Source organism: Pseudomonas sp. MWU16-30316 (assembly GCF_020515645.1).
GTDB lineage: Bacteria > Pseudomonadota > Gammaproteobacteria > Pseudomonadales > Pseudomonadaceae > Aquipseudomonas > Aquipseudomonas cerasi.
Genome location: NZ_JAIZAZ010000011.1, coordinates 82428 through 105379 on the forward strand (window position 1 = coordinate 82428; position 22952 = coordinate 105379).

Here is a 22952-nt window from a genome sequence, read left to right on the forward strand (position 1 = left end):
AGCAGATTAATATCGGCAAAATTCAAAAATTAATAAGAAAAAGACATTTATTTAGCTTTTAATGCCGATTTATATCCGCTATAAAGGCGTTCATAATCGTCATCGCTCGTCTGCTATGGTGTTAAGTCCTTTGCAACCGCCCCTGGAGATATTTTCATGAGCCGTATCGTTTCTGTCGCTGCTACCCAGATGGCCTGCTCCTGGGATCTGGAAGCCAACATCGAGACCGCTGAAAAGCTGGTACGTGAAGCTGCCGCCAAGGGCGCCCAGATCATCCTGATTCAGGAACTGTTCGAAACCCCGTACTTCTGCCAGAAGCCGAACCCGGACTATCTGCAGTTGGCGACTACCCTCGAATCCAACGTCGCGATCAAGCACTTCCAGAAAATCGCCAAAGAACTGCAGGTCGTATTGCCGATCAGCTTCTTCGAGCTGGCAGGGCGTGCACGTTTCAACAGCATCGCGATCATCGACGCAGACGGCAGCAACCTGGGCATCTACCGCAAGAGCCACATCCCGGACGGCCCCGGCTACCACGAAAAGTACTACTTCAACCCGGGCGACACCGGCTTCAAGGTCTGGCAGACCCGTTACGCGAAAATCGGCGTCGGTATCTGCTGGGATCAGTGGTTCCCGGAGTGCGCGCGCAGCATGGCGTTGCAGGGCGCGGAAATTCTGTTCTACCCGACTGCCATCGGCAGCGAGCCGCACGACAAGACCATCAGCTCGCGCGACCATTGGCAGCGCGTGCAGCAAGGTCACGCCGGCGCGAACCTGATGCCGCTGATCGCCAGCAACCGCATCGGCAACGAAGAGCAGGACGGCTACGACATCACCTTCTACGGCTCGTCGTTCATCGCCAACCAGTTCGGTGAAAAAGTCGCCGAGCTCAACGAAACCGAGGAAGGCGTGCTGGTCCACAGCTTCGATCTGGACGAGCTGGAGCATATCCGCAGTGCCTGGGGCACGTTCCGTGATCGCCGCCCTAACCTGTACGGCGCGGTGAAGACCCTCGACGGTTCGCTGGAGTCCTGATCGCCATGACCACGCTCAATAGCACGCCACGCGCCGACGGTTTCCACATGCCGGCCGAATGGGCACCGCAAACCCAGGTCTGGATGGTCTGGCCCGAGCGCCCGGACAACTGGCGCCTGGGTGGCAAGCCCGCCCAGGCTGCCCATGTCGCCATCGCCAAGGCCATCGCCCGCTTTGAGCCGGTCACGGTGGCGGTGTCCTCTGCACAATACGACAACGCCCGTGCGCGGCTGGACATGCCGAACATCCGCGTTGTGGAAATGAGCAGCAATGACGCCTGGGTGCGCGACAGCGGGCCGACGTTCGTCATCAACGACCGTGGCGAAGTACGTGGCGTGAACTGGGAATTCAATGCCTGGGGCGGTTTCGATGGCGGGCTGTATGCGCCGTGGAACCTCGATTCGCAGCTGGGCAGCAAGGTGCTCGAAATCGAGCGCTGCCCGCGTTACGCCACCGAAGGCTTCGTCCTCGAAGGCGGCTCGATCCACGTGGATGGCGAAGGCACGCTGATCACCACCGAAGAATGCCTGCTCAATCGCAACCGCAACCCGCACCTGACCCGAGAACAGATCGAAACGATCCTCGGCGATTACCTGGCTGTGGATAAAGTCATCTGGCTGCCGGATGGCCTGTTCAACGATGAAACCGACGGGCATGTGGATAACTTCTGCTGCTACATCCGTCCCGGCGAGGTGTTACTGGCCTGGACCGATGATCCCGAAGACCCTAACTACTCACGCTGCCATGCAGCATTGAGTATTTTGGAAAACACCCTGGATGCCAAAGGTCGTGCGTTTATCGTGCATAAAATGCCGATTCCAGGCCCATTGTTCGCAACAGAAGAAGAATGCGCAGGCGTCGATCAGGTGCATGGCAGCCAGGAACGCAACCCCTCGGTGCGTCTGGCCGGGTCTTATGTGAATTTTCTGATCGTCAACGGCGGCATCATTGCGCCCAGCTTCGACGATCCGATGGACGGAAAGGCCCGCGAGATCCTGCAAAAGCTGTTTCCAGAGCATGAGGTGGTGATGGCGCCAGGCCGCGAGTTACTGCTGGGTGGGGGCAATATCCACTGCCTGACACAGCAACAGCCAGCCCCCCACAAGAACTAGCGCTTAGTAACTAGTTGTATCTAACAGCAACTAGTTGGTCTCGTTTTTGCTGTATTAAGCCCGTCATCTGATGGGCTTTTTTATGCGTTACCTTATAACTAAATTGGGTTCGTTTATCCGAATGACCCTAAATCAGACTGGCGAAAAGCCGTTTTCTTAGCTTGACTGTCATATGGCATCAGTAGATTTAGCCCCTCATGAATCAAGAGGTTTTCGTTATGAATGCAGGTATGAGCCAACAGCGAGTCCGTGGTTTTTCTGCTTCGCTCAGTAACGAGGCACGCCAGCGAGTGGCGGATTGGTTAAGGACAACCAGGCCCGTGAACGCCAGGCCGGACGTACGTGCCATGCTGCTGCAGCGCTATCCGGCAGGCCTCTTAAACGATGCCGAATTCGAAGCGTTGGCGCGCGTGCTGACAGATTAAGTAATACACCACGCCCCAACCCGTCCATCTACACGTTTGACACCCCCAGGCACCCGAACTAGGATTCGCGCCCCCACTGCCTGTGGCTCCACCCCCTGTACGTGCTTCGTAGTCCACTGCGATGACCTCGTGCGGCGCTCCACCGCCTGATCAGAGGCTGGAAGCCAGACGGCCATTGGCCGCCGCCACAGCGCATGTCATTTGCACAACAAGGAAGACAAGATGCTTAACACACGTATGGGCATGCTCGCTTTGGGCATCATCAGCGCCAGTCAGGCCATGGCGCAGGGCCAGGCGGATTCGAAGGGCTTCGTTGAAGACAGCAGCCTGAACATCAACCTGCGTAACGCCTACATCAATCGCGACTACAAAAACGACCGTGAAGACAAATCCGAATGGGGCCAGGCCTTCATGGGCACCTTCGCGTCCGGTTTCACTCAGGGCACGGTTGGCGTGGGCGTCGACGCCTTTGCGCTGTACGGTATTCGCCTCGATGGCGGAAAGGGCCGCAGTGGCAATGGCGGCATCGACTTCTTCAAGCAGGGCGACAGCGGCGCGGCTGCCGATGACCTGTCCCGTGCAGGTGCTGCGGTAAAAGCGCGCTTCTCGAATACCGTCATCAAGTACGGCGATCAGATGCCGCAATTGCCGGTGCTGAGCTACGACAACTCCCGCCTGCTGCCGGAAAGCTACACCGGCACGCTGATCACCTCCAAAGAGATCGATGGGCTGGAAGTGGTCGCCGGGCGTTTCACCCAGGAAGCGCGCAAGAGCGCCGAAGGTCGCGACAGTGGTGACCTGAAAAGCATCAACGTCTACGGCGCCAGCTACAAATTCACTGATGAGTTCAGTGCTGCTTTCTACGCTTCGGACAACGAAGACGTGTTCAAGAAGCAGTACCTGAACCTGAACTACGTCTTCGCCCTGCCGCAAGACCAGTCGCTGACCTTCGACTTCAATGGCTACAAGACTCGACTGGATAAAGACTTCACGGCCAGCGACGCACGTGACAACAAGATCTGGAGCCTGGCCGCGACCTGGGCCGTGGGCATCCACTCCTTCACCCTGGCGCATCAGCGCAGCACCGGTGACATGGGTTACGCCTACGGAGGTTATCGCAACGACGGCGGTTACGGTGATGGCGGTAACACCATCTACCTCGCCAACTCCTACTGGTCCGACTTCAACGGCAAGGACGAACGCTCGTGGCAGGCGGCCTACGGCGTCGACCTGTCCGGACTGGTGCTGCCCGGCCTGAGCTACAAGGCTGCCTACGTACGCGGCGATAATATCGACGATGGCACCGCAGGCAGCGGCGACGGCACTGAACGCGAAATCTTCAGCCAGCTGACCTACGTGGTTCAGAGCGGCCCGGCCAAAGACCTCTCGATCCGCCTGCGCAACTCGTTCCTGCGGGTCTCAGACGATGCACAGGCCTACAACAGCGAAGGCAACGAGACACGCATCTTCGTTGACTACCCGATCAACGTTTTCTGATCTGAAGGCGGCGGCCTGGCAAAGGCCGTGGCCTGTCTCAGTCCGCGACCAACTGAACAAACACTGCGAAACTGCCGAGGAATATCCAGAAAAAGCTGAACAGCCAAGGACTGCGCTTGGAGAACAGCAAGGACTTTTTCGGCCCGGTTTCGCTGGACTCCCAATCGCTGAACAACGGCGAATCGTCATAGGTCAGCCCGATGACCGGCTCGCTGAGCAACAGTTGCGCTTGCTTGTGATGCCAGTGCTGGATGATGTCGCACGCCGCCCGAATACCCGGCCAGGCGAACAGCGTACTGAGCAGCCCCAACAGTGCCAGCATCGGCGGCACCACCAGCGTGAACATCGCGCCCCAGGCCGTGTTCATGTTGGCCATCGACGACGCGTAGGCGATCACCAGAAATGACTGCGCCGACAAATAGGCGTTGGTGCGGTTGGAGAGGTTGGTGGTTTCGTAATGAATTTCGCGTCGATAAAAATCCAGCCGTTCCTTGGGCGAGCCAAACAATTTGACCTGCTGCTCATCCACCACTTTCGCGGGTGTTTCATCCGTTATGATTCTGGGCACTGGTGTTACCGATGTATAAAAGGTGCTGGATAGACCCCCACCTGCAGCCAGCAGTTCGACTTAAATCCCCGGCATACGGGACCGTTCATCCAGTGAGCACGTTTCGACGAACAGAGACATCGTCATGACCATCACCCCCACGCTACACACCGACCGCCTGCTGCTGACGCCACTGCAGCTTGAGGATGCGCCTGCGGTTCAGCAACGCTTTCCGCTCTGGGACATCGTGCGCTACCTGAACAACCGCGTCCCCTGGCCTTATCCACAGGACGGTGCGCTGCGCTACATTCAGGACGTCGCACTGCCCGCCATAGCAAACGGCACCGAATGGCACTGGATGATCCGCCTGCAGAGCGCGCCCCGCGACATCATCGGCAGCATCACCCTGATGACCCATCCCGGCAACAACCGAGGCTTCTGGCTGCACCCGGACTGGCAAGGCCACGGCTACATGAAAGAGGCCTGCCGCGCGATCAATCGACAGTGGTTCGACGTGATGGGCATGCCCCTGATGCAAGTGCCCAAAGCCGCCCCCAATGAAGCCTCGCGGCGCATCTCGATCAGAGAAGGCATGCGCAAGGTGAGCACCCAGGACGGGGAGTTTGTTGGCGGACGGTTCGAGGTAGAAGTCTGGGAGATGACGCGGGAGGAGTGGTTGGCGCGAGCGCTGCAAGCAGGCACTTCGAACGTCTGACGTAGAGGCCGCCCCGGCATTAACCTGTTGCCCATCACCACCAGCCCAAGTGATATTGCTCAATAAACAGGGAGCGACCCGAATGCCGTTGACCCGCAAGATCGAACCCGATATCACCCTGGTAACGGTCCAGCCCGAAGACTTCGAAACCTTGGTGGCCATCCGTATCGAAGCCATGCGCGAAAGCCTCGAGCGCGTTGGCCGGTTCGATCCGGTGCGCGCCCGAGAGCGTTTTCGTGAAGGATTTTCTGCGTCATGCACGCACTACATCCAGGTCGCCGGCAGCAAGGTCGGCTTTGTAGTCGTCAAACCGAGCAGCGACGGCCTGCTGCTGGATCACCTGTACATCAAGCCTGCTGTTCAAGGGCAGGGCATCGGTGCTGCCGTGCTTCGGCAAGTGTTCGCGCAAGCGGACGCAACCGCATCCACAGTACGAGTGGGCGCCCTGAAAGAAAGCGACTCCAACCGCTTCTACGTCCGCCATGGGTTTCAGCTTGTTGAGAGCGGCGAGTTCGATAACTACTATCTCCGCCCGCCACGTTTGCCGATGTGCTGACGGGTTGGGATCAACCCGCCGAGGCAGCTTTCTCCGCCGCACGTGCAGCGAGCATGGCCGCCTCCGATTCCTGGGTGTGCAGCTCACCTTTGTACGCCAGTTGATTGAAGAACATGCCGTCGATCTGATCTTTCGATGGCGTCGACGTCTTGGGAATAAACAGCGCGCCCAAGTCCAGAGAATTAGCGAAGTTCTCCTTGTTCAGGTTGTAGCGACCCAGATAACTGCCGCTCCAGGGCGAATCGGCGTCGACCATATCAATGGCCGTCTCCCGATAGGTAGCCGCAGCGGCTTTCAGCCCGCTGGACGCATTCAACAATGTATTGAGTTGCTTGGTATCCGCCTCGCTCAACTCACCGGAACTGTTGGTCGCCTTCAGATTGCCGTTTGCCTCAATCGTGAAGCCAAACTTCTTGCTGGCCAGATCCGGATAGACAGACGCCAGCGTCGACGTGAACGCTTCATACGACGTCTTCAACGCCTCCGTCGAGTTACTGTGCTGCGCCGCCATCTTTGGGAAATCAGGCGACTGCGAGCGGCCTATCCAGGTATCGACTGCTTCCATCGGTTCAGTGGTCGCAGGCACTTCGGTACTCGGGTGATAAACAACGGCAGGCGTGTTGGCGGCAGCGTTCTTCAGCGCTTCTTTCTGCGCATCGGTGAGCGGCTGCGGCGTGAGCGTAATGCCGGAATTGGGCAGGGTGATGGTTGGAGAGGTGTTGTTGCCGGGGGTTAGTGAGATAACCATTTCATCGATCCATGATTGCGGGGTTGTATGGAAGGTATCGACGGGGTGGGTGGGAAGCTTGAGCAGTTTGGGGAGGACGAAGGTTTTCAGGTTGTTTCCGTGAGCTTTGCCTCGGGAGCTTTTGTTTCCCGATAGAACTTGGCACGTCGCGGCCTGCTCAAGGCCACGCGCACAGGAAACCTCCGTCACGCTGAAAGGGGGTTTGAATTACGTGGATTGCTGCGACCTGACGTCATCACCGAGCGCATTCACTTTTCGTAAGGCGCTTGGGGTATAACATGCATACCAAGCGGATCACGTAGGCAAGATCAACGGCTCTTTATCTTGTAGCCATCAATCGGAATATCTTCTGTGCGCTCATACAGTGGAGCATCGCTGAATGTGGCTTGTTCAAATGCGTGCGTATCCCAACGTCTTGCTTTCAAGGCTGAATACAACATGCCCACCCTCAACGGAATGTTTCCGCGTCTGTCTTTGGCGCGCCTGAAGGAAAAAAAGTTGAAACCTTCTTCCAAAAAATACCGATAAGGGTCGTAATCGTTAAGATCGATAGAAAGTCTTTCGAAGAACTCGACCATGAGATCATTTGCATCGTCGCCATCAACGCCCATGTCCCTCGCGACATCGGTCGCCAAGCTGAAGCTTTCAAACGCCTTTCTTCCAAAGCCCGCGGTATCGTTGATGCAGACGACAATGCTATCCATTATTTTGTAATCAAGGGGTTCGTTCATGGTTAGAAAACCTGATCTTCGGTGCTCACAATGGAGTCTTCAGTTACAACTGTCTTGCAGGCTATCAGCCCTGGCTCCGCCGCCGTATACGCCCAGCCTGCAGAGTGGGCAATAATCTTGCAATGCATCTCCGATTATCACCTCAATTGGACTGACTGAGCGCCCACTGTGCATCGACGAGGGATACCCATGCAGTTGACCAATGAAACCATGGCCAAACACACCTTCCTGAAAGGCATGTATCAGGACGAGTATTTCCCTGATGCCGTTGTGAAAATGTGCGAAGACGTGCTGGTCAACCTGTGTCGCGAAATCGAGCAACAAGAGCCTTCCGACCTGGACGCGCTGTATGCCCTGACTCACAAAGCGACAGAGCAAATCAACGAGCTGGAGGAGGTGTTCGAAGAGAACGGCAGTGAGATCGAAACCGTCGCCCGCGAGACCATTGCCGATGATTTCGTACGGATAGCAGACGCTTATGGTTTCACCGACGCGGACATTGAGGAACTGATTGCGCCGCGTGAGTGGTAATCAACCGCCTGTATGTCCCCTGATGCTGACGGGTTTTGCCAGATGGGGGCGTATGCTTGAATGCGCTCAGCCTCTGCCTCTTACGCGAGTCTCTGATTAATGAAGCAGGTCAGACTAATTCGTCACGGACAAAGCGCCGCCAACGCAGGCGAAGCCAGTGTGGATCACGCGACTATCCCTCTCACGTTGAAGGGGGTAGAGCAAGCGCAGTCAGTGGCCCGATCATTCACTCATGCGCCGGATTTGATTGTCGCCTCGCCGTTTTCCCGAGCGCAGGCAACCGCCATGGCGACCGCAGCTACTTTCCCTGCCACCCCGCTTAAAACCTGGCCCATTCAAGAATTTACCTACCTCGAACCCGCGCGATGTGCTAACACGACCGTTGCTCAGCGGCGGGATTGGGTTGAAGCCTATTGGGCCAAGTCAGACCCAGCGTTTACGGATGGAGCAGGCGCCGAATCTTTTTCAGGATTTATGGCAAGAGCGCAGGCCTTCCTGGCTCGACTTGCGGAGCATCCTGCCCAAGACATCGCAGTGTTTTCGCATGGGCAATTCATCAATGCCGTCGCCTGGCTGATCGAGCGTGAGCCGCAGGACATTTGTGGCCGAGCGATGGCGGAATGGCGTGAGTACGAAATCAAGAACCATGTGCCCAATGGTGGTGGCTACATACTGTGCAGGCATGTGGGCGCTGATGACTGGCGAATATGCTCACAACCCTCACAGAACGCTGAGAGCAGATGAAGCCAAACAGCTTCACTTGCAGATGGCGCTCTGACGACTACAAAAAACTGCTCGTTGCCGTGAAAGCGGCGCCATTTCGGGCGGAGGAATCATCACTGATCGGGGCTCTGGCTGCCCATGTCAGCTCTGTGCGAAACGACCTTTGACATTCCCACGCCCAGTGCCTGGAGCACCTTCAGGATGGTGGAAAGCTTCGGGTCGCCGCCAGCAGCGATAGACCTGTAAAGGTTAGGTCTGGCCAAGCCCGTGTTCTTCGACAGATTACCCATGCCCCCTCTCGCCTCGATCAGTCGACGGATAGCCGTAAGGAAAACGTCTTTACCTCCATCTTCGTCGATTTCTTCCAGCGCAACAGACAGGTATTCGATGGCAAACGCTTCGTCTTCACGGAGCATTTCCAGAACGCTTTCATCATGGGAACGCGTACGAGTCGCCATTTCTTTTTCACCTTGTGACATTTCCATAGAGCCTTGGCTTGGTCTATGTCGTTTTGCTGCTTGTCCTTTGAACCGCCACCCAAGAGGAAAAGTATTTTTTGGCCCTGAACCGCGTAATACACCCAAAATCCAGCTTCATCTCAAAGACCCCATCACCCACCGGCTCGGTTACGCCGAAGTGGCCAAGCGCCGCTCGGTCGATCCGGGTAGTGATTCTTGCCTTGGATCGCGTGTCTCGAACGTTGTCGAGCCAACCCTGATAGATGTCCACCCCGTTGGCAGACGGTACGTATTCCGCTTTCCAGATGAAAAATGTACCTTGAAAGATACAGTTCGATCGCTGAATATTCTTATCCACAGCGAGACCGTTAATCGGAAATCAGATGACGGCGATCAACTTCAAGGCGCATCTACTTGACTATGTACTTTCCATCGCCTTAATTCTGATAAGTAACTTATTGCTTAAATGCTTAACTTTTATCTCTACAGCATCACCTGGCAAAACCTGGCCTAGTAAAAACTTAAACAGAGTTGCCTGACTTTCTGAGGACCTATCATTGCCATTTTTATAAAGAACATCACGCACCGCTGATTTGAAGTCAGAATTTGTAGTGTTGGTCTTTTTAAGATACGGATGAGCAGGATCCAGAAGCTCTAAGAATATTTGCTCTGGGCATACTTGATCTAATAGTACAACATGATTTTTACACCACTGCATCCAAAGTGTTAGGTCTTGATGAGTGCCTACAATAGATACTTTTTGATTTTTCAAGAATGCTATATGAGCTTTTATAGAGGATTCAGATAAGTCCGCTGGATCCAGGTCATAAATTTTCTGAATTTCAGATTGGTCTCCGTCGAGAAGCATAAGAATTTTATCGCCCGTTTGGGCGTATGCACGGACTTGATTTGAAAGCATTTCTGATGCTCCAACTTCAGCACCAAAAATAGCAAGTTTCTTTCTTAACTCCGGTGGCATGTAGCTAGCTGCGCGTATAGCTAATGCTTCAAGCAACCTGTCTTCCGTTATAATCGTTATCTTGTCATTGTCAATGTGGCCGAGACGATAGAATGCGGAGCTTTTAGAGGGTTCTTTACGTGCTAAAATACCTTCAGGCGTATCCTCAAGAACTATCAATGCCTCTACCGGAAGAGCTTCCACAAAGGTTGGCGAGTGTGTAGATATTATAACCTGTATCAGCTTTTCTTTGACAATTGAAAGTATGTACTCAAGTAATTTCATCTGAGCGCCGGGATGCAGGGACGTCTCAGGTTCATCGAGTAGTAGTAGATCGTAATTAGAAAGTTTAGCTAAAGATAATACGTAATTTACTACTGCAAGCTCGCCACTACCAGCGAAGCACTCTGAATAGCTACGTTGTTCTGTTTCAAATATAACGCTAGGGGAGAAGTTTTTGTCATAAAGGTTATGGTTGATATAGCGCGCCGACTTGTATTTTTTGCCAAGAATTCGGTTTATTGCGTCTAACTGAGTTTGAGAGATTTTAAAGTTGCTCTTTAGGCGTTCGATTCCATAGTAGGTTAAGGTTTGAAGGTTCTTATCTATAGCTCGCTTTAGTTGTCGGGAATACTTTACAAAACTATCCTGCTTTGCCTCCAGGGTAGAGTGGCCGACTGAATAGAAATATCTTTCGAAAGCACTGGATTCAGCTTTTGAGTTTATATAATGGGGAGTCCGCTTGACTTGAATCCAGCGATCGCCGCTAGGGCTCATGAATACGCTATTGTCAGCCGTTGACTTAGGCATTGCGCTCATGGATTCTTGGATGGCTGGACGAGTTGGTTCCCAGTAACCGTTTCTTTTATTGCCACACATTTTTCTGCATTGGACTATCTGGTCGATCTCTTTTATATAGTGTGAGTACCAGTATCTGTGCTGATTGCTTGCATCAAACTCAATTGGATCTACCGGCGTTGAGAACCAGAATCGAGATGTGCTCGAGCGCAATGGCATACCCCAAGCAGCATGCAATATTGAGCTTTTACCACCTCCATTCGGACCAACCACAACCGTAACGGGAAACTTTATTTCAAGCTTAAGGCCTGGGGCAAAGCTTTTGAATTTCGGAAAATTTATCTCGTGGATAAATTTATCGAATTCTTTTTTCTTAAATTTTTTTTCAATGGCTTCAATGAGAGTTTTTATATTTCTCATTACTTCAGTGCCTCCGCCATAGCCGCACTATGTGCTGCAATAAAAGGCGGTGGAAGGGCATTTCCTATCATAAGACTTATGGCCTCTTTTCCATGAGATGCGTCAAATTTGTAGGATGCAGGGAAGCCCTGCAATATAGCCGCTTCTCTTAGAGTTATCGGCCTATTTTCGTTAGGATGTAGGAAACGCCCTTTTGAAGGGTTTATACATCCACTCGTTATTGTAGGGGCGACTTGGTCCCAGTGCATTCGTCCGTATACATCATTAAAGCCGTTTGTATTAAGGTGACACTTTAACTGCATCTCGGAAGGCAAGCTATGTCTACTGCCGCCATTTTTTGGAATAGCGGCAATAAGTGCTTCGATTCGTGCTGTTCGCCTAGGAGAAGGCAAGTCGTGCAAGGCGTCACCACTTGATCCCGCCCCCGGAAGATGCTCAATTTTATCTCGTACAGTCAAAGAGGCTGTTGAGGGTGAAGCTAAACAGGGCTGGCCAATTCGGCTGGCGGACAAAATTAGACGCTTACGGCGCTGCGCTACACCGAAATTAGACACGTCTAGAACTTTATATAAAACAGAATAGCCAGCTTCTTCTAGTTGACGGACAAAGGTAAGAAATTTTTCAAACTTTGATAAGGCTGGTACATTTTCCATCATGATCATTTTCGGTCGCAGAGCTAAAGCTAAACGTGCAAAGTCATCAATCAAATTATTGCGGTTATCAGTTAAGGAGTTTCGACCATTCTTTGATCTTAGAGTTGAAAATCCTTGGCATGGAGGGCAGCCTGCTAGAAGATCCAGCTCCTCGATCGCAAGGCCTGACTCTCGCATCAAAGTCTCCGCAGAAAGCTGCCTGATGTCCTCACCGACCAGCGGGACATCAGCATGGTTCATGGTAAAAGTTTTACGAGCCTTGGAGTCAATCTCCACTGCTCCTTTTACTTCGTAGCCCGCATCCTTCAGGCCCTGTGTGAGGCCGCCGCACCCTGAAAAAAGGTCAATAGCCGTAAAAGTAAATTTCATCCTGAAGCCGCCCATGGGGTGTAAATCGTAGTGATTGAAACGGTCCGCCTTATCAACAGTACCAATCGCCTCGGACTGGGCGCAAACCCGCTTTTCAAGAGAGATATATCGCTGCTGAGATTGATGGTCGTCATTCTACCTATCGTGAGGGGCGCTATAAAGCTTCATGTGATGATTTGCCTTAAAGCGCCCCGTCAAAGGTGCCTAGACGCATCTCGCTTTGCCAATTTCGACAAACTTCCCGGTGCTTACCAGCTTCACGATGTCGATTATCTTGACGAGCCTAGGGCTCATGCCGTGGTCTCCTGTAACAGGGCAGATGTAGTCTGCAAAGCCATCTCGTCTTGAGCGGTCGTCAAACAATCCCACGTATAGATTCGAGTCGGTCATCCATGTTGCGTCCTTCGCCTTCGGTCCTTTGCCGCTTTTTACTAGATAAAGGATGAAGTTTTTCTGAGCGGGCTTGGCTCTGCCAAAGCAAGCGCTGGGGACAAAAAGGCTGGTGCGAGAAGAGGGCTTTTGGGTCGCATTTCTGAAGCCCATTAATGGCCAAGAGTAAAAATAGTCAGTTTTGGACTATCCCGAAATGGACTTTACCGTGCTGTGAACTCTTGGTCACTGTTTTCATGGCTAACTCGACCCACAATTCTGATTATCAGCTCCTGCTTGTGCCGTATTGCATGAGTATAGGGGGAGGGTGGGCATCTCTCAGATGGACTTGGCAAATCTGCTGGGAAACACGCAGACGTTCGTTTCCAAATGCGAGCGTGGAGAGCGTCGCCTAGAGGTTGTTGAGCTGGTCGAATTTACAGAAGCTCTCTGGGTGGAACATCTAGATCTACTCAGCAAGTTTTTGACGAAGCGGGGTAAAGGAGCGTCGCCGAAAACCAAGAGGGCTACTGAGCAAGACGCTTAGCGTGTCAGTTTCTTGTTTGAGTCTAACTAAGAAACGACAAAGGCCAACCCGAAAGTTGGCATAAGCCTTTTAGCGTATGGTGCCGGCACCAAGAGGCGCCCCCCGGAATCTACTGATTACCGATAAGATATTTTTTTCTTTAAAATCAATGGCTTTTAGGTATTTTGTTACGTGTCCAGGTCTTTAAAATGCCGCCCTGCCTAATGTCCTTGGCTGTTATTACGTGTTCCAGAAAGCACCAGCCGAATTGAGTGAACCCCCAAAAGGGTATCTGCTTTCGGCCCAAATCCACCTATCACACCGAAGCTTTGGAAGCGAAAAATCGGTGCTAAGCGTTATAAACTATTCTCACCTTCTCACCTTCTCACCTTCTCACCTTCTCACCTTCTCACCCTAACTTACTTATTTATTATTAGGTGAGTGATTCGATGATTAAAAACATTTTTTGGTCTAGTTTTTCAAGATATCCATGTATATTTTTGACGTCTGCGACCTCGTCTTTAGGATTGATTTCTTTTTTTAATGAAGTGCTGTGGGCTACTTCTCCACGTTTAGTTCCAAAGCTGTCTAGTAATGGTAACAGCTCGGGAATTAGGGTTTCAATATCAAATCCTATCGGGGACATTAAGGCTTTGATATCCTTTTCTTTTATTCCATTGTTTTTAGCAATGCGTTTCTTGAGTAAGACGAAAGAATAATTAACTGTCTCTTCAGTTGTTTTTAATGCGTTAAGTTGCTTTTCTGATATTTCAGGGTCATTTTTCAATGCAGCCAAAATACTAATTAGCTCCTTACTACCGATATTAGATGCTTGCCATTTAGCTAAAGTCTTATCGGCAATCTGTCTTACGACATCTTCCACATAAGATTCAATCTCAGCATGTGCTAAAAGTCTGTAGCCGCGCGCCATATCTTTAACATGCTCGTCATAATCACCAATATCACTAAATTCCTTAGTAATAAGGTGCTCCTCAAGCTCGGCTAGCCTGTTAGAAAGCTCGGAGTACCTAAGAGTATTACTCATGAGGTTTCTTCACTACTATGTTGCCGTTCTCCTTTTTTGGTATTCCCAAACTGGAATTAATCAACTCATTTAGTTTTGTGTACCAGATTGATAGTCTTGTCACTGTAGCATCCATACTCTTAGTAGTAGACTCCACTGCAGTTAGGAAAGCAGACTCGCTGCAAACCTCTTGATATGCTCGCTCAATCTCTTCGTAACGGCCAACGGCCATTTTTCTCGCCTCGGCGTGTGAGAACGCTAAAATCATAACGTCAAATACAGCCCTATTGAACCTGGTTTCGTACTGTTGACCTGTCCATTTTCTATAAGCGTGACTACCAAAGATTGCTTTAACAGCTTCGTGCGAGGCTATAAAGTGCTCGTACTGTTCATTAACCTCAACCTCGCAATCTGGCCAGCGATCATTGTAGTACTTGCAGGTAGAATCAAGGAAGTTCTTTAAATCACCTTTATAAGTTTCTAAGAAGCCTTTGAAGGCGAAGTACCTGAGCAAAAGTTCGGAGTCGCGCATTCTAAAATCAGCAGACTTGATTTTAAGAATTTCTCTTAGTTGAGAGGAGTCGGTAGACTTTTTTTCTAAGAAGTTAACGAAAGGGCCTGGGTGTAGAGCTTGTCGAAGCTCTTGAGGTGAAAGAGGTACGCTCCCAGTATTCAGACGGAGGAAAACATGATACAGAAAACGCTCATCTCCCCAGTTCTTAATTACGACGGTCCTTATCGTCTGGTTTTCCAAGGATGCGACGTCGTTCAAGAACTGCGGGTTTTCTCTTAGAGCTTCAATGGTCTTATTGTTTAGATCGCGCTTTAAATCTAGGCTTTTTAGAGTCAGCTTCTTGTAGCTTTCCGATTGGTTTGCTGAAGCGAAAAACTGCCGAATGCTTAATAGACGTTGCTTTCCATCAAGTACAATATAAGAGCCTTTCTTTGCTTTTGACTCTGCTAAAACTATTTGAGGAATCGGAAATCCTAAAATCAAAGATTCAATAAAACGGCTTTTTCTTGAAATATCCCAAGCATCCCGCCGTTGAAAATCGGGGCTCAGTAAAATGTTTCCCTTGTCTATCTGGCTCACAATTGTTTCTGTCGTCCAATCACTGGCGCTAATGGCGATGGATGAGAAATCGAAGTTTTCGTGAGAAATATCAATATCTTTCTCACTCTCTAATTGGCTTTCGTCTTCGGTGAAAATAATTTCGTCATTTGAATCAGTAGTCATGCGCAAATTCCTTTTTTGTATCATTAATTTTTCATTGATCCTAATTCAGAATTACCGCTTGGTAAAGCTAGGCTATCAAAAAACCCACTCCATTTATAAAACCGCCCACATCAAAAAAATTGAACGTGCTGTCCGGTCGGTATTTATTATACGAATTACCTTGGATCGGTAGGTAGTCTCAGATGTTCTACCGTCGGTTGCAAGTTCTGCGTTTGCTGAATGGCCCCTAAACGCTATTGGGCAAACCCCACCGCTTGCAAGAGGCAACAAGGGGTAGAGTTTAGCAGCCATCTGAAATACGCATGACGCGTCCTATGTTCAATCTGCTCCCACAGAAAGGCCGCGCATGCGGACTTTTTTGCGTTTGCTGGCCGCCAGAAATCGGGGCTTGGCCCACCACTGAGCACGGTTTTGGATTAAGGCCTAAAGCGTAATCAGACCCTCGTGACGTCTGAGAAGCATTGACTAGGGGACCGCTGAGGTCGTAAGACGTCCATCATCGCCCCGACCCGGTGACCGTTGGCTTCCTGTTTGTCCGCGAGGTTGCCTGCCGTGTTGGTAATACCCCGCCGCTTGAGGTCATGCAGGCCAAACCGCTGCTCGGCCCCTGCCCCTATGGTGTCGTCCTCGATGGCCGACGTGATAAATCTTTGCCATGCCGTATCCAGACTAGATTTAGGTAAAGCCCCACCATGGCCGGCCACGATGATGTAGCGTCGATCGGGACGAATTGGAACGATCGTTGATTTGCGCGCCCATACCTTCGCCCCCTCCCAGGCGGCGCGCAATCGCGGCATCCAAAGTACAATGTTGTCCCGGCTACCCTTGCGCCGGTTGGTCGTAATTCCTTCGGCTAGTTCATGGGCATCGGTCAGTGTGATGGTCTCAATGCTCCGCAAGCGGCACAGGTAACCGATCTCCATCACGTAGCTCAGGTACTCCGGACAGCCGCCTTTCTCTTTGCGCGCCAGTCTACCGAACGACAAGGCACGGTCGCGCCTCTATTGACGCAGACGTTTACCTAGATTGGGATGGGTATGCCAAAAATAGCGCGCTTTTTACGTGGCTTGTTACGTGTAACGCAAAAAAAAGGGCCTGCATCGCTGCAAGCCCTTCTTTTGTATGGTGCCGGCACCAGGAGTCGAACCCGGGACCTACTGATTACAAGTCAGTTGCTCTACCAACTGAGCTATACCGGCGTAATGGGCTGCGAGTATATAGAGTCTGATGCGCTTGTAAAGCCTAGCTGTCTGATTCAGTTGAAAAAAATCGACCATTGGCGCTTCAGGTCGGATGTGGGCAGGTGGTGGTGCAGGACGTTTCTGTTGGTTTGGACGGATTGGTCTGTGTGGCAGGGCGGATGGCGTTGAATTCGGGCGTTGATTTTGCCGCTGGCGCACACGGCTTGTGCATCACGGAACGCTGGATTTTTCACTTGGCCTTGCAAACCGATATGTCTAGCCTTGATGGCTATCTGGCGCTCAAGAAGGCACCCATCCGACCCCGCCATTTTTGAGCAGTTGCGGGGCAGGAGGGCTTTGCATAGGCTTGTTCTCAACGGCCCAGGCTACTGAGTCAGCAGCACGGGTCGTTGGCTTTTCAGCCAGGCAGATAAAGGACTATCTGATGAGTGATGCGATGGATCGTAACGAGGTTTGGGGTGTTGTTTGCCGCAGGCTGGTCATTCGCTGAAGAGTTGTTGAAGGATATTTGCAGGTGCGCCTGGCCTGTTGGCTTTGCGCAGGATGGGCTGAGGATGGCTGTCTGAATCGCATGAATGTGCGTCTGGATGCCGACGAAGGCTTCATCGATGTTTCAAGAAATGCCCGGATCCTCTGGATTCGGGCATTTTCCTGTGCGCTGGTTGCTGTTGCGTCGGATTTGCACTGGAGCTACCGGCTTTCTGGCCGATACAGCTGTATCGAAAATGGCAGTCGGCCATGGACAGCAAGTGCAATGCAGAGAACGCCTACGCATTACGAGCTGCTGAGTGTCGCTCGCGATGCCTCTCCTGAGCAGATCAAGAAGGCTTATCGCAAGCTGGCGCAGAAGCTGCACCCTGACAGGAATCCAGATCCTTACGCCTCGGAGATGATGGGCGTCGTCAACGCGTCTCACGATGTGCTGGCTGACCCTTCGCGGCGTGCGGCTTATGATGCGCAGCTCGCTGCCAATGAGCACAAGGCGCGTATGGACGCTGCGCGCCGCAAGCAGGCGCATGCTGCGCGTGGGCAGGCGGTTCATGTGTATGCGGCCACTTCTGCAGCCACTGCTGCTGCGCCGTCTCAGGCGGCTCGCTCGGGGCCGGCGCCCAAGTCTTCTGCCTATGCTTCTGCATCCCCTTCCGTTGACAAGCGCCGTCGCAGTGCATGGCGTTGGGCGCTGTTGTTTGCGGTGTTCTGCGCGGGTGGCGCATGGATGGGCTACGACCCGGGTGCTGGCAAGTCGTTTGTGCCGTCCGAGCCTGCGCCGGTTGCGCAGACGTGGGTCAAGCCCGCGCCTGTCATGCCTGCCGCGCCGGTTGAGGAGCCTGTAGCGAGCCCAGCCAAGCCGGTGGATGCGGCGGCGTCCGAATGTGGCGTGCCGGCGCTTGATCCGATGGGCGCGCCGTGGCCGGACAAGGCGGGCTATGTGAAGGACATGCCGGTGCTCAAGGACAACGGCTGGTCGCAGATCACTGTGGATAACTCGGCGGGCGAGTCGGCGGTGTATGCCAAGGTCACGGATGCGGTGGGGCGCAGGGCGTTTCGGCATGCGTTTGTGCCGGCCGGGGCGGTGTTTGTGTTCGCCAAGATGGACCCGGGGCTGTACCTGCTCAAGTACAAGATGATGAGCACGGGCTGTGCCTTTGCGTCGGGGCGGATTTTGCTGGAGGAGACGCCGATGGGCAGTCAGATCAAGTCCAGTGCCTATAAGCTGACGTTGCGTAAGCTGCAGAACCGCAGTGTGCCGTTTGCGCGGTTGAAGGATGATCAGTTTTAGTAGTGAGTCATGACAGGAATGCGGCGCTGCGTATTCAGTCTTCGCGAGCAAGCTCGCTCCCACGGGTTCTGCGCACGTGTGTTGAGATCATGTTTTGCAACGCTTTCAGGCCGGTTTTTGCAGGCACCGTCTCTTTCTTTTGAAGGACATTTCCGAGAGAATCCCCGACCGCTTGCGCCCCTCTGTCTGGGCTTCTAATCTCCGCCCCGTCGCTGCCCATCAGCGATCGGGTTTAGTAGCCCGCAGTGAGTTAAGGCGTAACACAGCCGCGTTTCATTAGGCTTCGTCCTGATGCTATGGCGACTGTGCGCTTGGCACCTTCGGGTGCGCCGGTTCTTAGCTCACCGGTCTACTAACTCGCGTACAGTTGCCGCCTTTTCGTTTAGTAGCGGAATGGCAGCGACTTCAATAGAAGGAGCTAAAGCATGGTCAAAGTAACCCCCGATCCGCCCAACAAACCGTCCGGCGCCGCACCGGTCTTCGACAAGGCTGTGGTCAAGCGCGCCATGGAGTGTTACCTGCCAATCTCCCGACCGGCCAAGGAACCCCACGACAGCAAGTTCGACTTCATCAGCCTGGAAGCCACCCTGGTGCACGCGCTGGATTTTCTGCGCTGCGCATCGGCCACCGCTCACGAACTCGGCGATGAACTGACCGGTTCGAAACGCGATCTGGCGTTCGCTTCCATGCACATGCTGGAAATGGCCAAGGTCATGGTCGAGCGCTCGCTGGAGTGTGTCGAAGAGGTCTGAAATCTTACGCCGGACAGCTCGTGCACAGGCGTCTGCGTGTGCACGATTGGGCCGCGCAAAACGCTTGCGCCAGAGCCTTTACCAAATCTTTATGCACAATTTGCTGATAAAGATTTGCGCAGTCGGGTAATTGTGTGCAGTCGGGTGCATTGAGCCGCAAGGCATTGTTTTTGCGGGTTACGGGAAGGATTGCGGAAAAAAATAAGGGGCTTCAGTAACTGGCGCGCCAAGCTTTAACGCACTCATCCACATTTTCATCAACAGACTTATCCACAGGTTGCTCAATCGATTTACGTCACGATTTTCGAGCCAGAATCAGCAGGTTGCGCGGTGTAATCCGGCTGTCACAGAAAGTGCCAACGCTCACGCTGTAACCCTGCTCACGCACATACATCGCTCTGTCCAGCACCAGCCACATCTCCAGCGGACGCCGAAACAGATCGCGGACCAGTTCCAGGTTGCGCACTTCGGCCAGTCTTTTCCAGCCAGCGGCCTCCAGCGCGGCCCAGTCCTGTTGACCCGGTGCAGGCAGATGCTTGAGTTTTGCCAGATGGTTGCAGTAGTCCGTGTAGGACGCATCCAGCCAGGACGTTGGCAGCGACGGTGTGGGCAAGTAGTCATCGATGCCGCGCAGGCGGCGCTGCAGCAGGTCGAAGCCCAGGCGACGGGCCATCGAGATGTCGCGTTGACGGCGTACGCGCGCGCCGGCTGTCACGGTTTCACTGAGTGGCAGACCCAGCTCGTCTCGCGACAGCTTCAGGCCGGACGCCTTGCCCTCGCTGGACAGCGCCTGATAAAGGTCGTGCCGGGTGCGGTTATAGCAGCACGGCGCAATCGCCATGTGCCGACAGCCGGTCTGGCTGGCCAGCTCCATCAACTGAATGTGCAGGTCGCCGCAGGCATGCAGCGCCACAGGCGTGTGTTCGGGTTGCAGGTAGCGCCACGTGTCGTCGGCCATGACATCCTGCTGCACATGTCTGGCGTCGATGCCTTGCCGCATACTCAGGGCCAGGCCTGCTTCTATCAGCGCCGGGTCGTGCTCCAGACAGGTCAGACGCTGGCCGGGCCCGGTCAGGCGGCGCCCCAGATGGCCTTTGCCAGCGCACCAGTCCAGCCAGTGAGTTGTGCTGTCACGCATGTCCAGATGGCTGGCGAAGGCTTCGATCTGCTGCCACTTGCGCCCCGGCACATCGACGCTCATGCGCGGCTCGACCGGCTGCAGCGCATGCACGGGCAGTTCGGCGACGTGGCTCAGCGCGACGGCTTCGGCGGCCAGTTGCTTGAACGGGAAGGGCGCGTCGAGGTGTTCCGGGTGATTGTGCGCGGCCTCGGCCTGTTCCAGCGTGCGTTGTCGCAGCCAGTGCGCGAGGTCAGGGTATTTGTCTTCCCATGGCAGGGTCAGGTGCGTGAACGGCTTGGGTCGCCACAAGGCCTGATGCGCGAACAGGAAGCTGTCCAGCGCACCAAAGTGGCTGCTGAGGTGTTCATCCTGCAAGCGAGGTTCAGAGGGCATGGTGGCGGCCTCGTGTGGCAAGGTGCTGACTGGATCGACGCCAGCACCTTTCATATCAGCGACCCTGGCTTGCGTCTACACGCAATAGTTTTTCCAGCAGCCGGAAGCCCTGCACCAGCACGAAGGTCATGACCAGGTAGAACATGCCGGCGGCGAAGAAGATTTCCACCGGCAGATAGGTGCGGGCGATGATCGTGCGCGCCATGCCGGTCAGTTCCAGCAGGGTGACGGTGCTGGCCAGCGCACTGGCCTTGAGCATCAGGATCACTTCGTTGCTGTAGGCCGGCAGGCCGATGCGTGCTGCGCGTGGCAGGACGATGTAGAACAGCGCCTTCCATTTCGACATGCCCAGCGCCCGTGCCGCTTCGATTTCACCTGGCGGCACCGCCTGCATGGCGCCACGCAGGATTTCGGCGATGTAGGCGGCGGTGTGCAGGGTCATGGTCACCACGGCACACCAGAACGGGTCGCGCAGGTATGGCCACAACGCACTCTGGCGCACCGACTCAAACTGCGCCAGCCCGTAATAGACCAGAAACAGTTGCACCAGCAGCGGTGTGCCGCGGAAGAAAAAGATGTAGGCGTAGGGCAGGGCGCGCACCGGCCAGTGACGCGATGCACGGGCAATGCCCATCGGGATGGCGAGGATCAGCCCGGCGATGACGGCAATCGCCACCAGCTCCAGGGTCAGGGTCGCGCCCTGTGCCAGGCGTGGCAGCCACTTGATGATGACTTCCCAGTTCATGACGCGCTCCTCAGAAAGCCGCGACTGGCGCGCTTCTCAAGGAAGTACATGCCGGCCATGGCCAGCACGGTCAGGCCCAGGTACATGAAGGCTGCGACCATATAGAAGGTGAACGCTTGCTTGGTGAAGCCCACGGCGATCTGCGCGTGGCGCATGATTTCTTCCAGGCCGATCACCGAGACCAGCGCGGTGTCTTTCATCAGAATCATGAACAGGTTGCCCAGGCCGGGCAGGGCGATGCGCCACATCTGCGGCAGGACCAGTTTGAAGAGGATGCGCGAGCGTGACATGCCCAGCGCCAGCCCGGCTTCACGATGGCCTTTGGGGATGGCCAGAATCGCGCCGCGAAACACTTCGGTCGCGTAGGCACCGAAGCAAATGCCCAGGGCGATGACCCCGGCAGCAAAGGCGCTCAGGGCCAGGTCAGGAATGTCGAACAGGTTGCCCAGAGCGCGCATGCCGTTGACGGTGCCGAAGTAAATCAGCAACACCCAAAGCAGTTCGGGAATGCCGCGTACCAGGGTCGAGTAGGTACTGCCCAGCCATTGCAGCGGCTTGTAGGGCGAGGTCTTGGCCAAGGCGCCGAGCAGTCCGAGTATCAGCCCCAGGCACAGGGCCGAGAGTGCAAGCTGGACCGTCATCAGCGCGCCAGCCGCAAGGGCCGGGCCGAATCCGTGGAGATCAATGTTCATGGGCAGGCTTTGTCAGGGCCGGTCGCCGCGCTTCGACAGGAAGCGGCGGCGACGCGGTCAGGTGAATCAGAGGATGCTGAAAGGGAAATACTTGTCGTTGATCTTCTTGTAGGTGCCGTCAGCGATGATTTCTTTCAGGGCCGCGTTCAAGCGCTCGCGCAGGGCGTCGTCACCCTTGCGCACGGCGATGCCGATCTTGTCGTCTTCAACGACAGGCTCGCCCTTGAACTCGAAGTTCTGACCCGCTTCGCTTTTCAGCCACTCGAAGCTGACGTATTTGTCGGCCAGCATGGCGTCGACGCGACCGGAGGACAGGTCGAGGAAGGCGTTTTCCTGAGTGTCATAGAGCTTGGCGTCCATGATCCCGAGCTTGTCTTCCAGCCAAGTGGCGGCCAGTGTCGAGCGCTGTGCACCCACTGACTTGCCGGCAAGGCTTTCTTTGGCTTTTTCAGTGCTCGACACGTCGAACGAGGAGGTTTTCGGCGCGATGAATTGCAGCTTGTTCGAGTAATACGGGTTGGTGAAATCGACCACCTGCTTGCGTTCTTCGGTGATCGACAGCGACGAGATCAGGAAGTCGAACTTGTTGGCCATCAACGCCGGGATGATGCCGTCCCAGTCTGACGTCACCGCTTCGCACTCGACCTTCATCCTGGCGCACAGGGCCTGGCCGATTTCATAGTCGAAGCCCACCACCTGGCCACTCGCGTCCTTGTTGTTGAACGGCGGGTAGGCACCTTCGATGCCCATTTTCATTGTTTCAGCAAAGGCACTGCCGCTGAAGGCAAGGGTGGCCGCTGCGATCAGCAAGATCTTTTTGTACGACTGCATGGGTG

General features: G+C 54.0%; 23 protein-coding genes, 1 tRNA gene and 2 pseudogenes. 11 read left to right on the forward strand and 15 right to left on the reverse strand.

The window, feature by feature from the left end; all coding sequences use genetic code 11:
• The first annotated feature begins 156 nt into the window (after window positions 1–156).
• The 4 genes from aguB (at window position 157) to LCH65_RS25070 (ending at window position 4069) form a co-directional block, all read left to right on the forward strand.
• Window positions 157–1035 (forward strand): N-carbamoylputrescine amidase, encoded by an 879-nt coding sequence (aguB, locus tag LCH65_RS25055; protein ID WP_003372277.1) that lies wholly within the window; start codon window positions 157–159, stop codon window positions 1033–1035.
• A gap of 5 nt (window positions 1036–1040) precedes the next feature.
• On the forward strand, window positions 1041–2147 hold the full coding sequence (aguA, locus tag LCH65_RS25060) for an agmatine deiminase (protein WP_226439905.1): 1107 nt from the start codon (window positions 1041–1043) through the stop codon (window positions 2145–2147).
• Window positions 2148–2365: 218 nt separating this feature from the next.
• Window positions 2366–2572, forward strand: coding sequence for a hypothetical protein (locus tag LCH65_RS25065; protein WP_080053496.1), 207 nt, complete (start codon window positions 2366–2368; stop codon window positions 2570–2572).
• Between the two features lie 222 nt (window positions 2573–2794).
• Window positions 2795–4069, forward strand: coding sequence for an OprD family porin (locus LCH65_RS25070; protein WP_044310323.1), 1275 nt, complete (start codon window positions 2795–2797; stop codon window positions 4067–4069).
• A 37-nt stretch (window positions 4070–4106) separates the two neighbouring features.
• On the opposite strand, the gene LCH65_RS25075 is transcribed toward LCH65_RS25070, so the two are convergent.
• On the reverse strand, window positions 4107–4601 hold the full coding sequence (locus LCH65_RS25075; RefSeq protein WP_003372272.1) for a hypothetical protein: 495 nt from the start codon (window positions 4599–4601) through the stop codon (window positions 4107–4109).
• A 160-nt stretch (window positions 4602–4761) separates the two neighbouring features.
• Here LCH65_RS25075 and LCH65_RS25080 point away from each other — a divergent pair, with 160 nt between their 5' ends.
• On the forward strand, window positions 4762–5331 hold the full coding sequence (locus LCH65_RS25080; protein WP_226439906.1) for a GNAT family N-acetyltransferase: 570 nt from the start codon (window positions 4762–4764) through the stop codon (window positions 5329–5331).
• Between the two features lie 82 nt (window positions 5332–5413).
• On the forward strand, window positions 5414–5887 hold the full coding sequence (locus LCH65_RS25085) for a GNAT family N-acetyltransferase (RefSeq protein WP_024662782.1): 474 nt from the start codon (window positions 5414–5416) through the stop codon (window positions 5885–5887).
• A 10-nt stretch (window positions 5888–5897) separates the two neighbouring features.
• Here LCH65_RS25085 and LCH65_RS25090 read toward each other — a convergent pair whose 3' ends face one another.
• On the reverse strand, window positions 5898–6635 hold the full coding sequence (locus LCH65_RS25090) for a hypothetical protein (protein ID WP_226439907.1): 738 nt from the start codon (window positions 6633–6635) through the stop codon (window positions 5898–5900).
• 308 nt (window positions 6636–6943) lie between these two features.
• On the reverse strand, window positions 6944–7366 hold the full coding sequence (locus tag LCH65_RS25095; RefSeq protein WP_226439908.1) for a DUF1493 family protein: 423 nt from the start codon (window positions 7364–7366) through the stop codon (window positions 6944–6946).
• Window positions 7367–7555: 189 nt separating this feature from the next.
• Between LCH65_RS25095 and LCH65_RS25100 the strand changes: the two genes are divergently transcribed.
• A complete protein-coding gene (locus tag LCH65_RS25100; protein WP_226439909.1) occupies window positions 7556–7897 on the forward strand; it encodes a DUF5713 family protein in 342 nt (113 codons plus the stop codon).
• Between the two features lie 99 nt (window positions 7898–7996).
• Complete coding sequence (locus LCH65_RS25105) at window positions 7997–8641, forward strand: histidine phosphatase family protein (RefSeq protein WP_226439910.1); 645 nt, start codon at window positions 7997–7999, stop codon at window positions 8639–8641.
• A 92-nt stretch (window positions 8642–8733) separates the two neighbouring features.
• On the opposite strand, the gene LCH65_RS25110 is transcribed toward LCH65_RS25105, so the two are convergent.
• The 8 genes and pseudogenes from LCH65_RS25110 to LCH65_RS25145 all read right to left on the reverse strand — a co-directional run bounded on the left by LCH65_RS25110 (window position 8734) and on the right by LCH65_RS25145 (window position 16631).
• Entirely contained in the window at window positions 8734–9099 is a 366-nt protein-coding gene (locus LCH65_RS25110) for an addiction module antidote protein (RefSeq protein WP_226439911.1), read from the reverse strand.
• Window positions 9078–9385, reverse strand: a pseudogene (locus tag LCH65_RS26360) (type II toxin-antitoxin system RelE/ParE family toxin); the annotation flags it as partial. The gene LCH65_RS25110 and the pseudogene LCH65_RS26360, both read right to left, overlap by 22 nt.
• Window positions 9386–9496: 111 nt before the next feature.
• Window positions 9497–11254 (reverse strand): ATP-binding protein, encoded by a 1758-nt coding sequence (locus tag LCH65_RS25115; protein ID WP_226439912.1) that lies wholly within the window; start codon window positions 11252–11254, stop codon window positions 9497–9499.
• Window positions 11254–12276, reverse strand: coding sequence for a DNA cytosine methyltransferase (locus LCH65_RS25120; RefSeq protein WP_003318330.1), 1023 nt, complete (start codon window positions 12274–12276; stop codon window positions 11254–11256). The genes LCH65_RS25115 and LCH65_RS25120 overlap by 1 nt, the downstream gene beginning before the upstream one ends.
• Before the next feature lie 1328 nt (window positions 12277–13604).
• Window positions 13605–14216 carry a HEPN domain-containing protein gene (locus LCH65_RS25130; RefSeq protein ID WP_226439914.1) on the reverse strand — a complete coding sequence of 204 codons (612 nt, stop codon included), beginning with the start codon at window positions 14214–14216 and terminating at the stop codon, window positions 13605–13607.
• Entirely contained in the window at window positions 14209–15432 is a 1224-nt protein-coding gene (locus LCH65_RS25135; RefSeq protein ID WP_226439915.1) for a DUF262 domain-containing protein, read from the reverse strand. The genes LCH65_RS25130 and LCH65_RS25135 overlap by 8 nt, the downstream gene beginning before the upstream one ends.
• A 448-nt stretch (window positions 15433–15880) precedes the next feature.
• Window positions 15881–16427, reverse strand: a pseudogene (locus LCH65_RS25140) (integrase); the annotation flags it as partial.
• 128 nt (window positions 16428–16555) lie between these two features.
• A tRNA-Thr gene (locus tag LCH65_RS25145) sits at window positions 16556–16631 on the reverse strand.
• Window positions 16632–16735: 104 nt separating this feature from the next.
• Here LCH65_RS25145 and LCH65_RS26365 point away from each other — a divergent pair.
• The 3 genes from LCH65_RS26365 (at window position 16736) to LCH65_RS25160 (ending at window position 19166) form a co-directional block, all read left to right on the forward strand.
• Window positions 16736–16948: a hypothetical protein gene (locus tag LCH65_RS26365; protein ID WP_080053495.1), complete on the forward strand. Its 213-nt coding sequence runs from the start codon at window positions 16736–16738 to the stop codon at window positions 16946–16948.
• 440 nt (window positions 16949–17388) lie between these two features.
• Window positions 17389–18414 carry a DnaJ domain-containing protein gene (locus LCH65_RS25155; RefSeq protein ID WP_226439916.1) on the forward strand — a complete coding sequence of 342 codons (1026 nt, stop codon included), beginning with the start codon at window positions 17389–17391 and terminating at the stop codon, window positions 18412–18414.
• Between the two features lie 425 nt (window positions 18415–18839).
• Window positions 18840–19166: a hypothetical protein gene (locus LCH65_RS25160; RefSeq protein WP_226439917.1), complete on the forward strand. Its 327-nt coding sequence runs from the start codon at window positions 18840–18842 to the stop codon at window positions 19164–19166.
• Window positions 19167–19461: 295 nt separating this feature from the next.
• Here LCH65_RS25160 and LCH65_RS25165 read toward each other — a convergent pair whose 3' ends face one another.
• The 4 genes from LCH65_RS25165 to LCH65_RS25180 all read right to left on the reverse strand — a co-directional run bounded on the left by LCH65_RS25165 (window position 19462) and on the right by LCH65_RS25180 (window position 22947).
• Window positions 19462–20733 carry a methyltransferase gene (locus LCH65_RS25165; protein ID WP_226439918.1) on the reverse strand — a complete coding sequence of 424 codons (1272 nt, stop codon included), beginning with the start codon at window positions 20731–20733 and terminating at the stop codon, window positions 19462–19464.
• A 1-nt stretch (window position 20734) separates the two neighbouring features.
• Window positions 20735–21424 carry an ABC transporter permease gene (locus LCH65_RS25170; protein WP_003372237.1) on the reverse strand — a complete coding sequence of 230 codons (690 nt, stop codon included), beginning with the start codon at window positions 21422–21424 and terminating at the stop codon, window positions 20735–20737.
• The gene (locus LCH65_RS25175; RefSeq protein ID WP_003434735.1) at window positions 21421–22116 is read right to left on the reverse strand and encodes an ABC transporter permease; all 696 of its coding nucleotides are present in this window, start codon (window positions 22114–22116) and stop codon (window positions 21421–21423) included. Before LCH65_RS25175 ends, LCH65_RS25170 begins: the two co-directional genes overlap by 4 nt.
• 66 nt (window positions 22117–22182) lie before the next feature.
• Window positions 22183–22947 (reverse strand): ABC transporter substrate-binding protein, encoded by a 765-nt coding sequence (locus LCH65_RS25180; RefSeq protein ID WP_005730199.1) that lies wholly within the window; start codon window positions 22945–22947, stop codon window positions 22183–22185.
• Window positions 22948–22952: the final 5 nt, after the last annotated feature.

Coding starts and splice junctions, on each gene's coding strand:
- LCH65_RS25115 (WP_226439912.1), bottom strand. CDS start 11,254: ATGAGAAATATAAAAACTCTCATTGAAGCCATTGAAAAAAAATTTAAG.
- LCH65_RS25160 (WP_226439917.1), top strand. CDS start 18,840: ATGGTCAAAGTAACCCCCGATCCGCCCAACAAACCGTCCGGCGCCGCA.
- LCH65_RS25105 (WP_226439910.1), top strand. CDS start 7,997: ATGAAGCAGGTCAGACTAATTCGTCACGGACAAAGCGCCGCCAACGCA.
- LCH65_RS25165 (WP_226439918.1), bottom strand. CDS start 20,733: ATGAAAGGTGCTGGCGTCGATCCAGTCAGCACCTTGCCACACGAGGCC.
- LCH65_RS25175 (WP_003434735.1), bottom strand. CDS start 22,116: ATGAACATTGATCTCCACGGATTCGGCCCGGCCCTTGCGGCTGGCGCG.
- LCH65_RS25095 (WP_226439908.1), bottom strand. CDS start 7,366: ATGAACGAACCCCTTGATTACAAAATAATGGATAGCATTGTCGTCTGC.
- aguB (WP_003372277.1), top strand. CDS start 157: ATGAGCCGTATCGTTTCTGTCGCTGCTACCCAGATGGCCTGCTCCTGG.
- LCH65_RS25110 (WP_226439911.1), bottom strand. CDS start 9,099: ATGTCACAAGGTGAAAAAGAAATGGCGACTCGTACGCGTTCCCATGAT.
- LCH65_RS25180 (WP_005730199.1), bottom strand. CDS start 22,947: ATGCAGTCGTACAAAAAGATCTTGCTGATCGCAGCGGCCACCCTTGCC.
- LCH65_RS25130 (WP_226439914.1), bottom strand. CDS start 14,216: ATGAGTAATACTCTTAGGTACTCCGAGCTTTCTAACAGGCTAGCCGAG.
- LCH65_RS25080 (WP_226439906.1), top strand. CDS start 4,762: ATGACCATCACCCCCACGCTACACACCGACCGCCTGCTGCTGACGCCA.
- LCH65_RS25135 (WP_226439915.1), bottom strand. CDS start 15,432: ATGACTACTGATTCAAATGACGAAATTATTTTCACCGAAGACGAAAGC.
- LCH65_RS25120 (WP_003318330.1), bottom strand. CDS start 12,276: ATGAAATTTACTTTTACGGCTATTGACCTTTTTTCAGGGTGCGGCGGC.
- LCH65_RS25100 (WP_226439909.1), top strand. CDS start 7,556: ATGCAGTTGACCAATGAAACCATGGCCAAACACACCTTCCTGAAAGGC.
- LCH65_RS25070 (WP_044310323.1), top strand. CDS start 2,795: ATGCTTAACACACGTATGGGCATGCTCGCTTTGGGCATCATCAGCGCC.
- LCH65_RS25085 (WP_024662782.1), top strand. CDS start 5,414: ATGCCGTTGACCCGCAAGATCGAACCCGATATCACCCTGGTAACGGTC.
- LCH65_RS25155 (WP_226439916.1), top strand. CDS start 17,389: ATGCAGAGAACGCCTACGCATTACGAGCTGCTGAGTGTCGCTCGCGAT.
- LCH65_RS25090 (WP_226439907.1), bottom strand. CDS start 6,635: ATGGTTATCTCACTAACCCCCGGCAACAACACCTCTCCAACCATCACC.
- aguA (WP_226439905.1), top strand. CDS start 1,041: ATGACCACGCTCAATAGCACGCCACGCGCCGACGGTTTCCACATGCCG.
- LCH65_RS25065 (WP_080053496.1), top strand. CDS start 2,366: ATGAATGCAGGTATGAGCCAACAGCGAGTCCGTGGTTTTTCTGCTTCG.
- LCH65_RS25170 (WP_003372237.1), bottom strand. CDS start 21,424: ATGAACTGGGAAGTCATCATCAAGTGGCTGCCACGCCTGGCACAGGGC.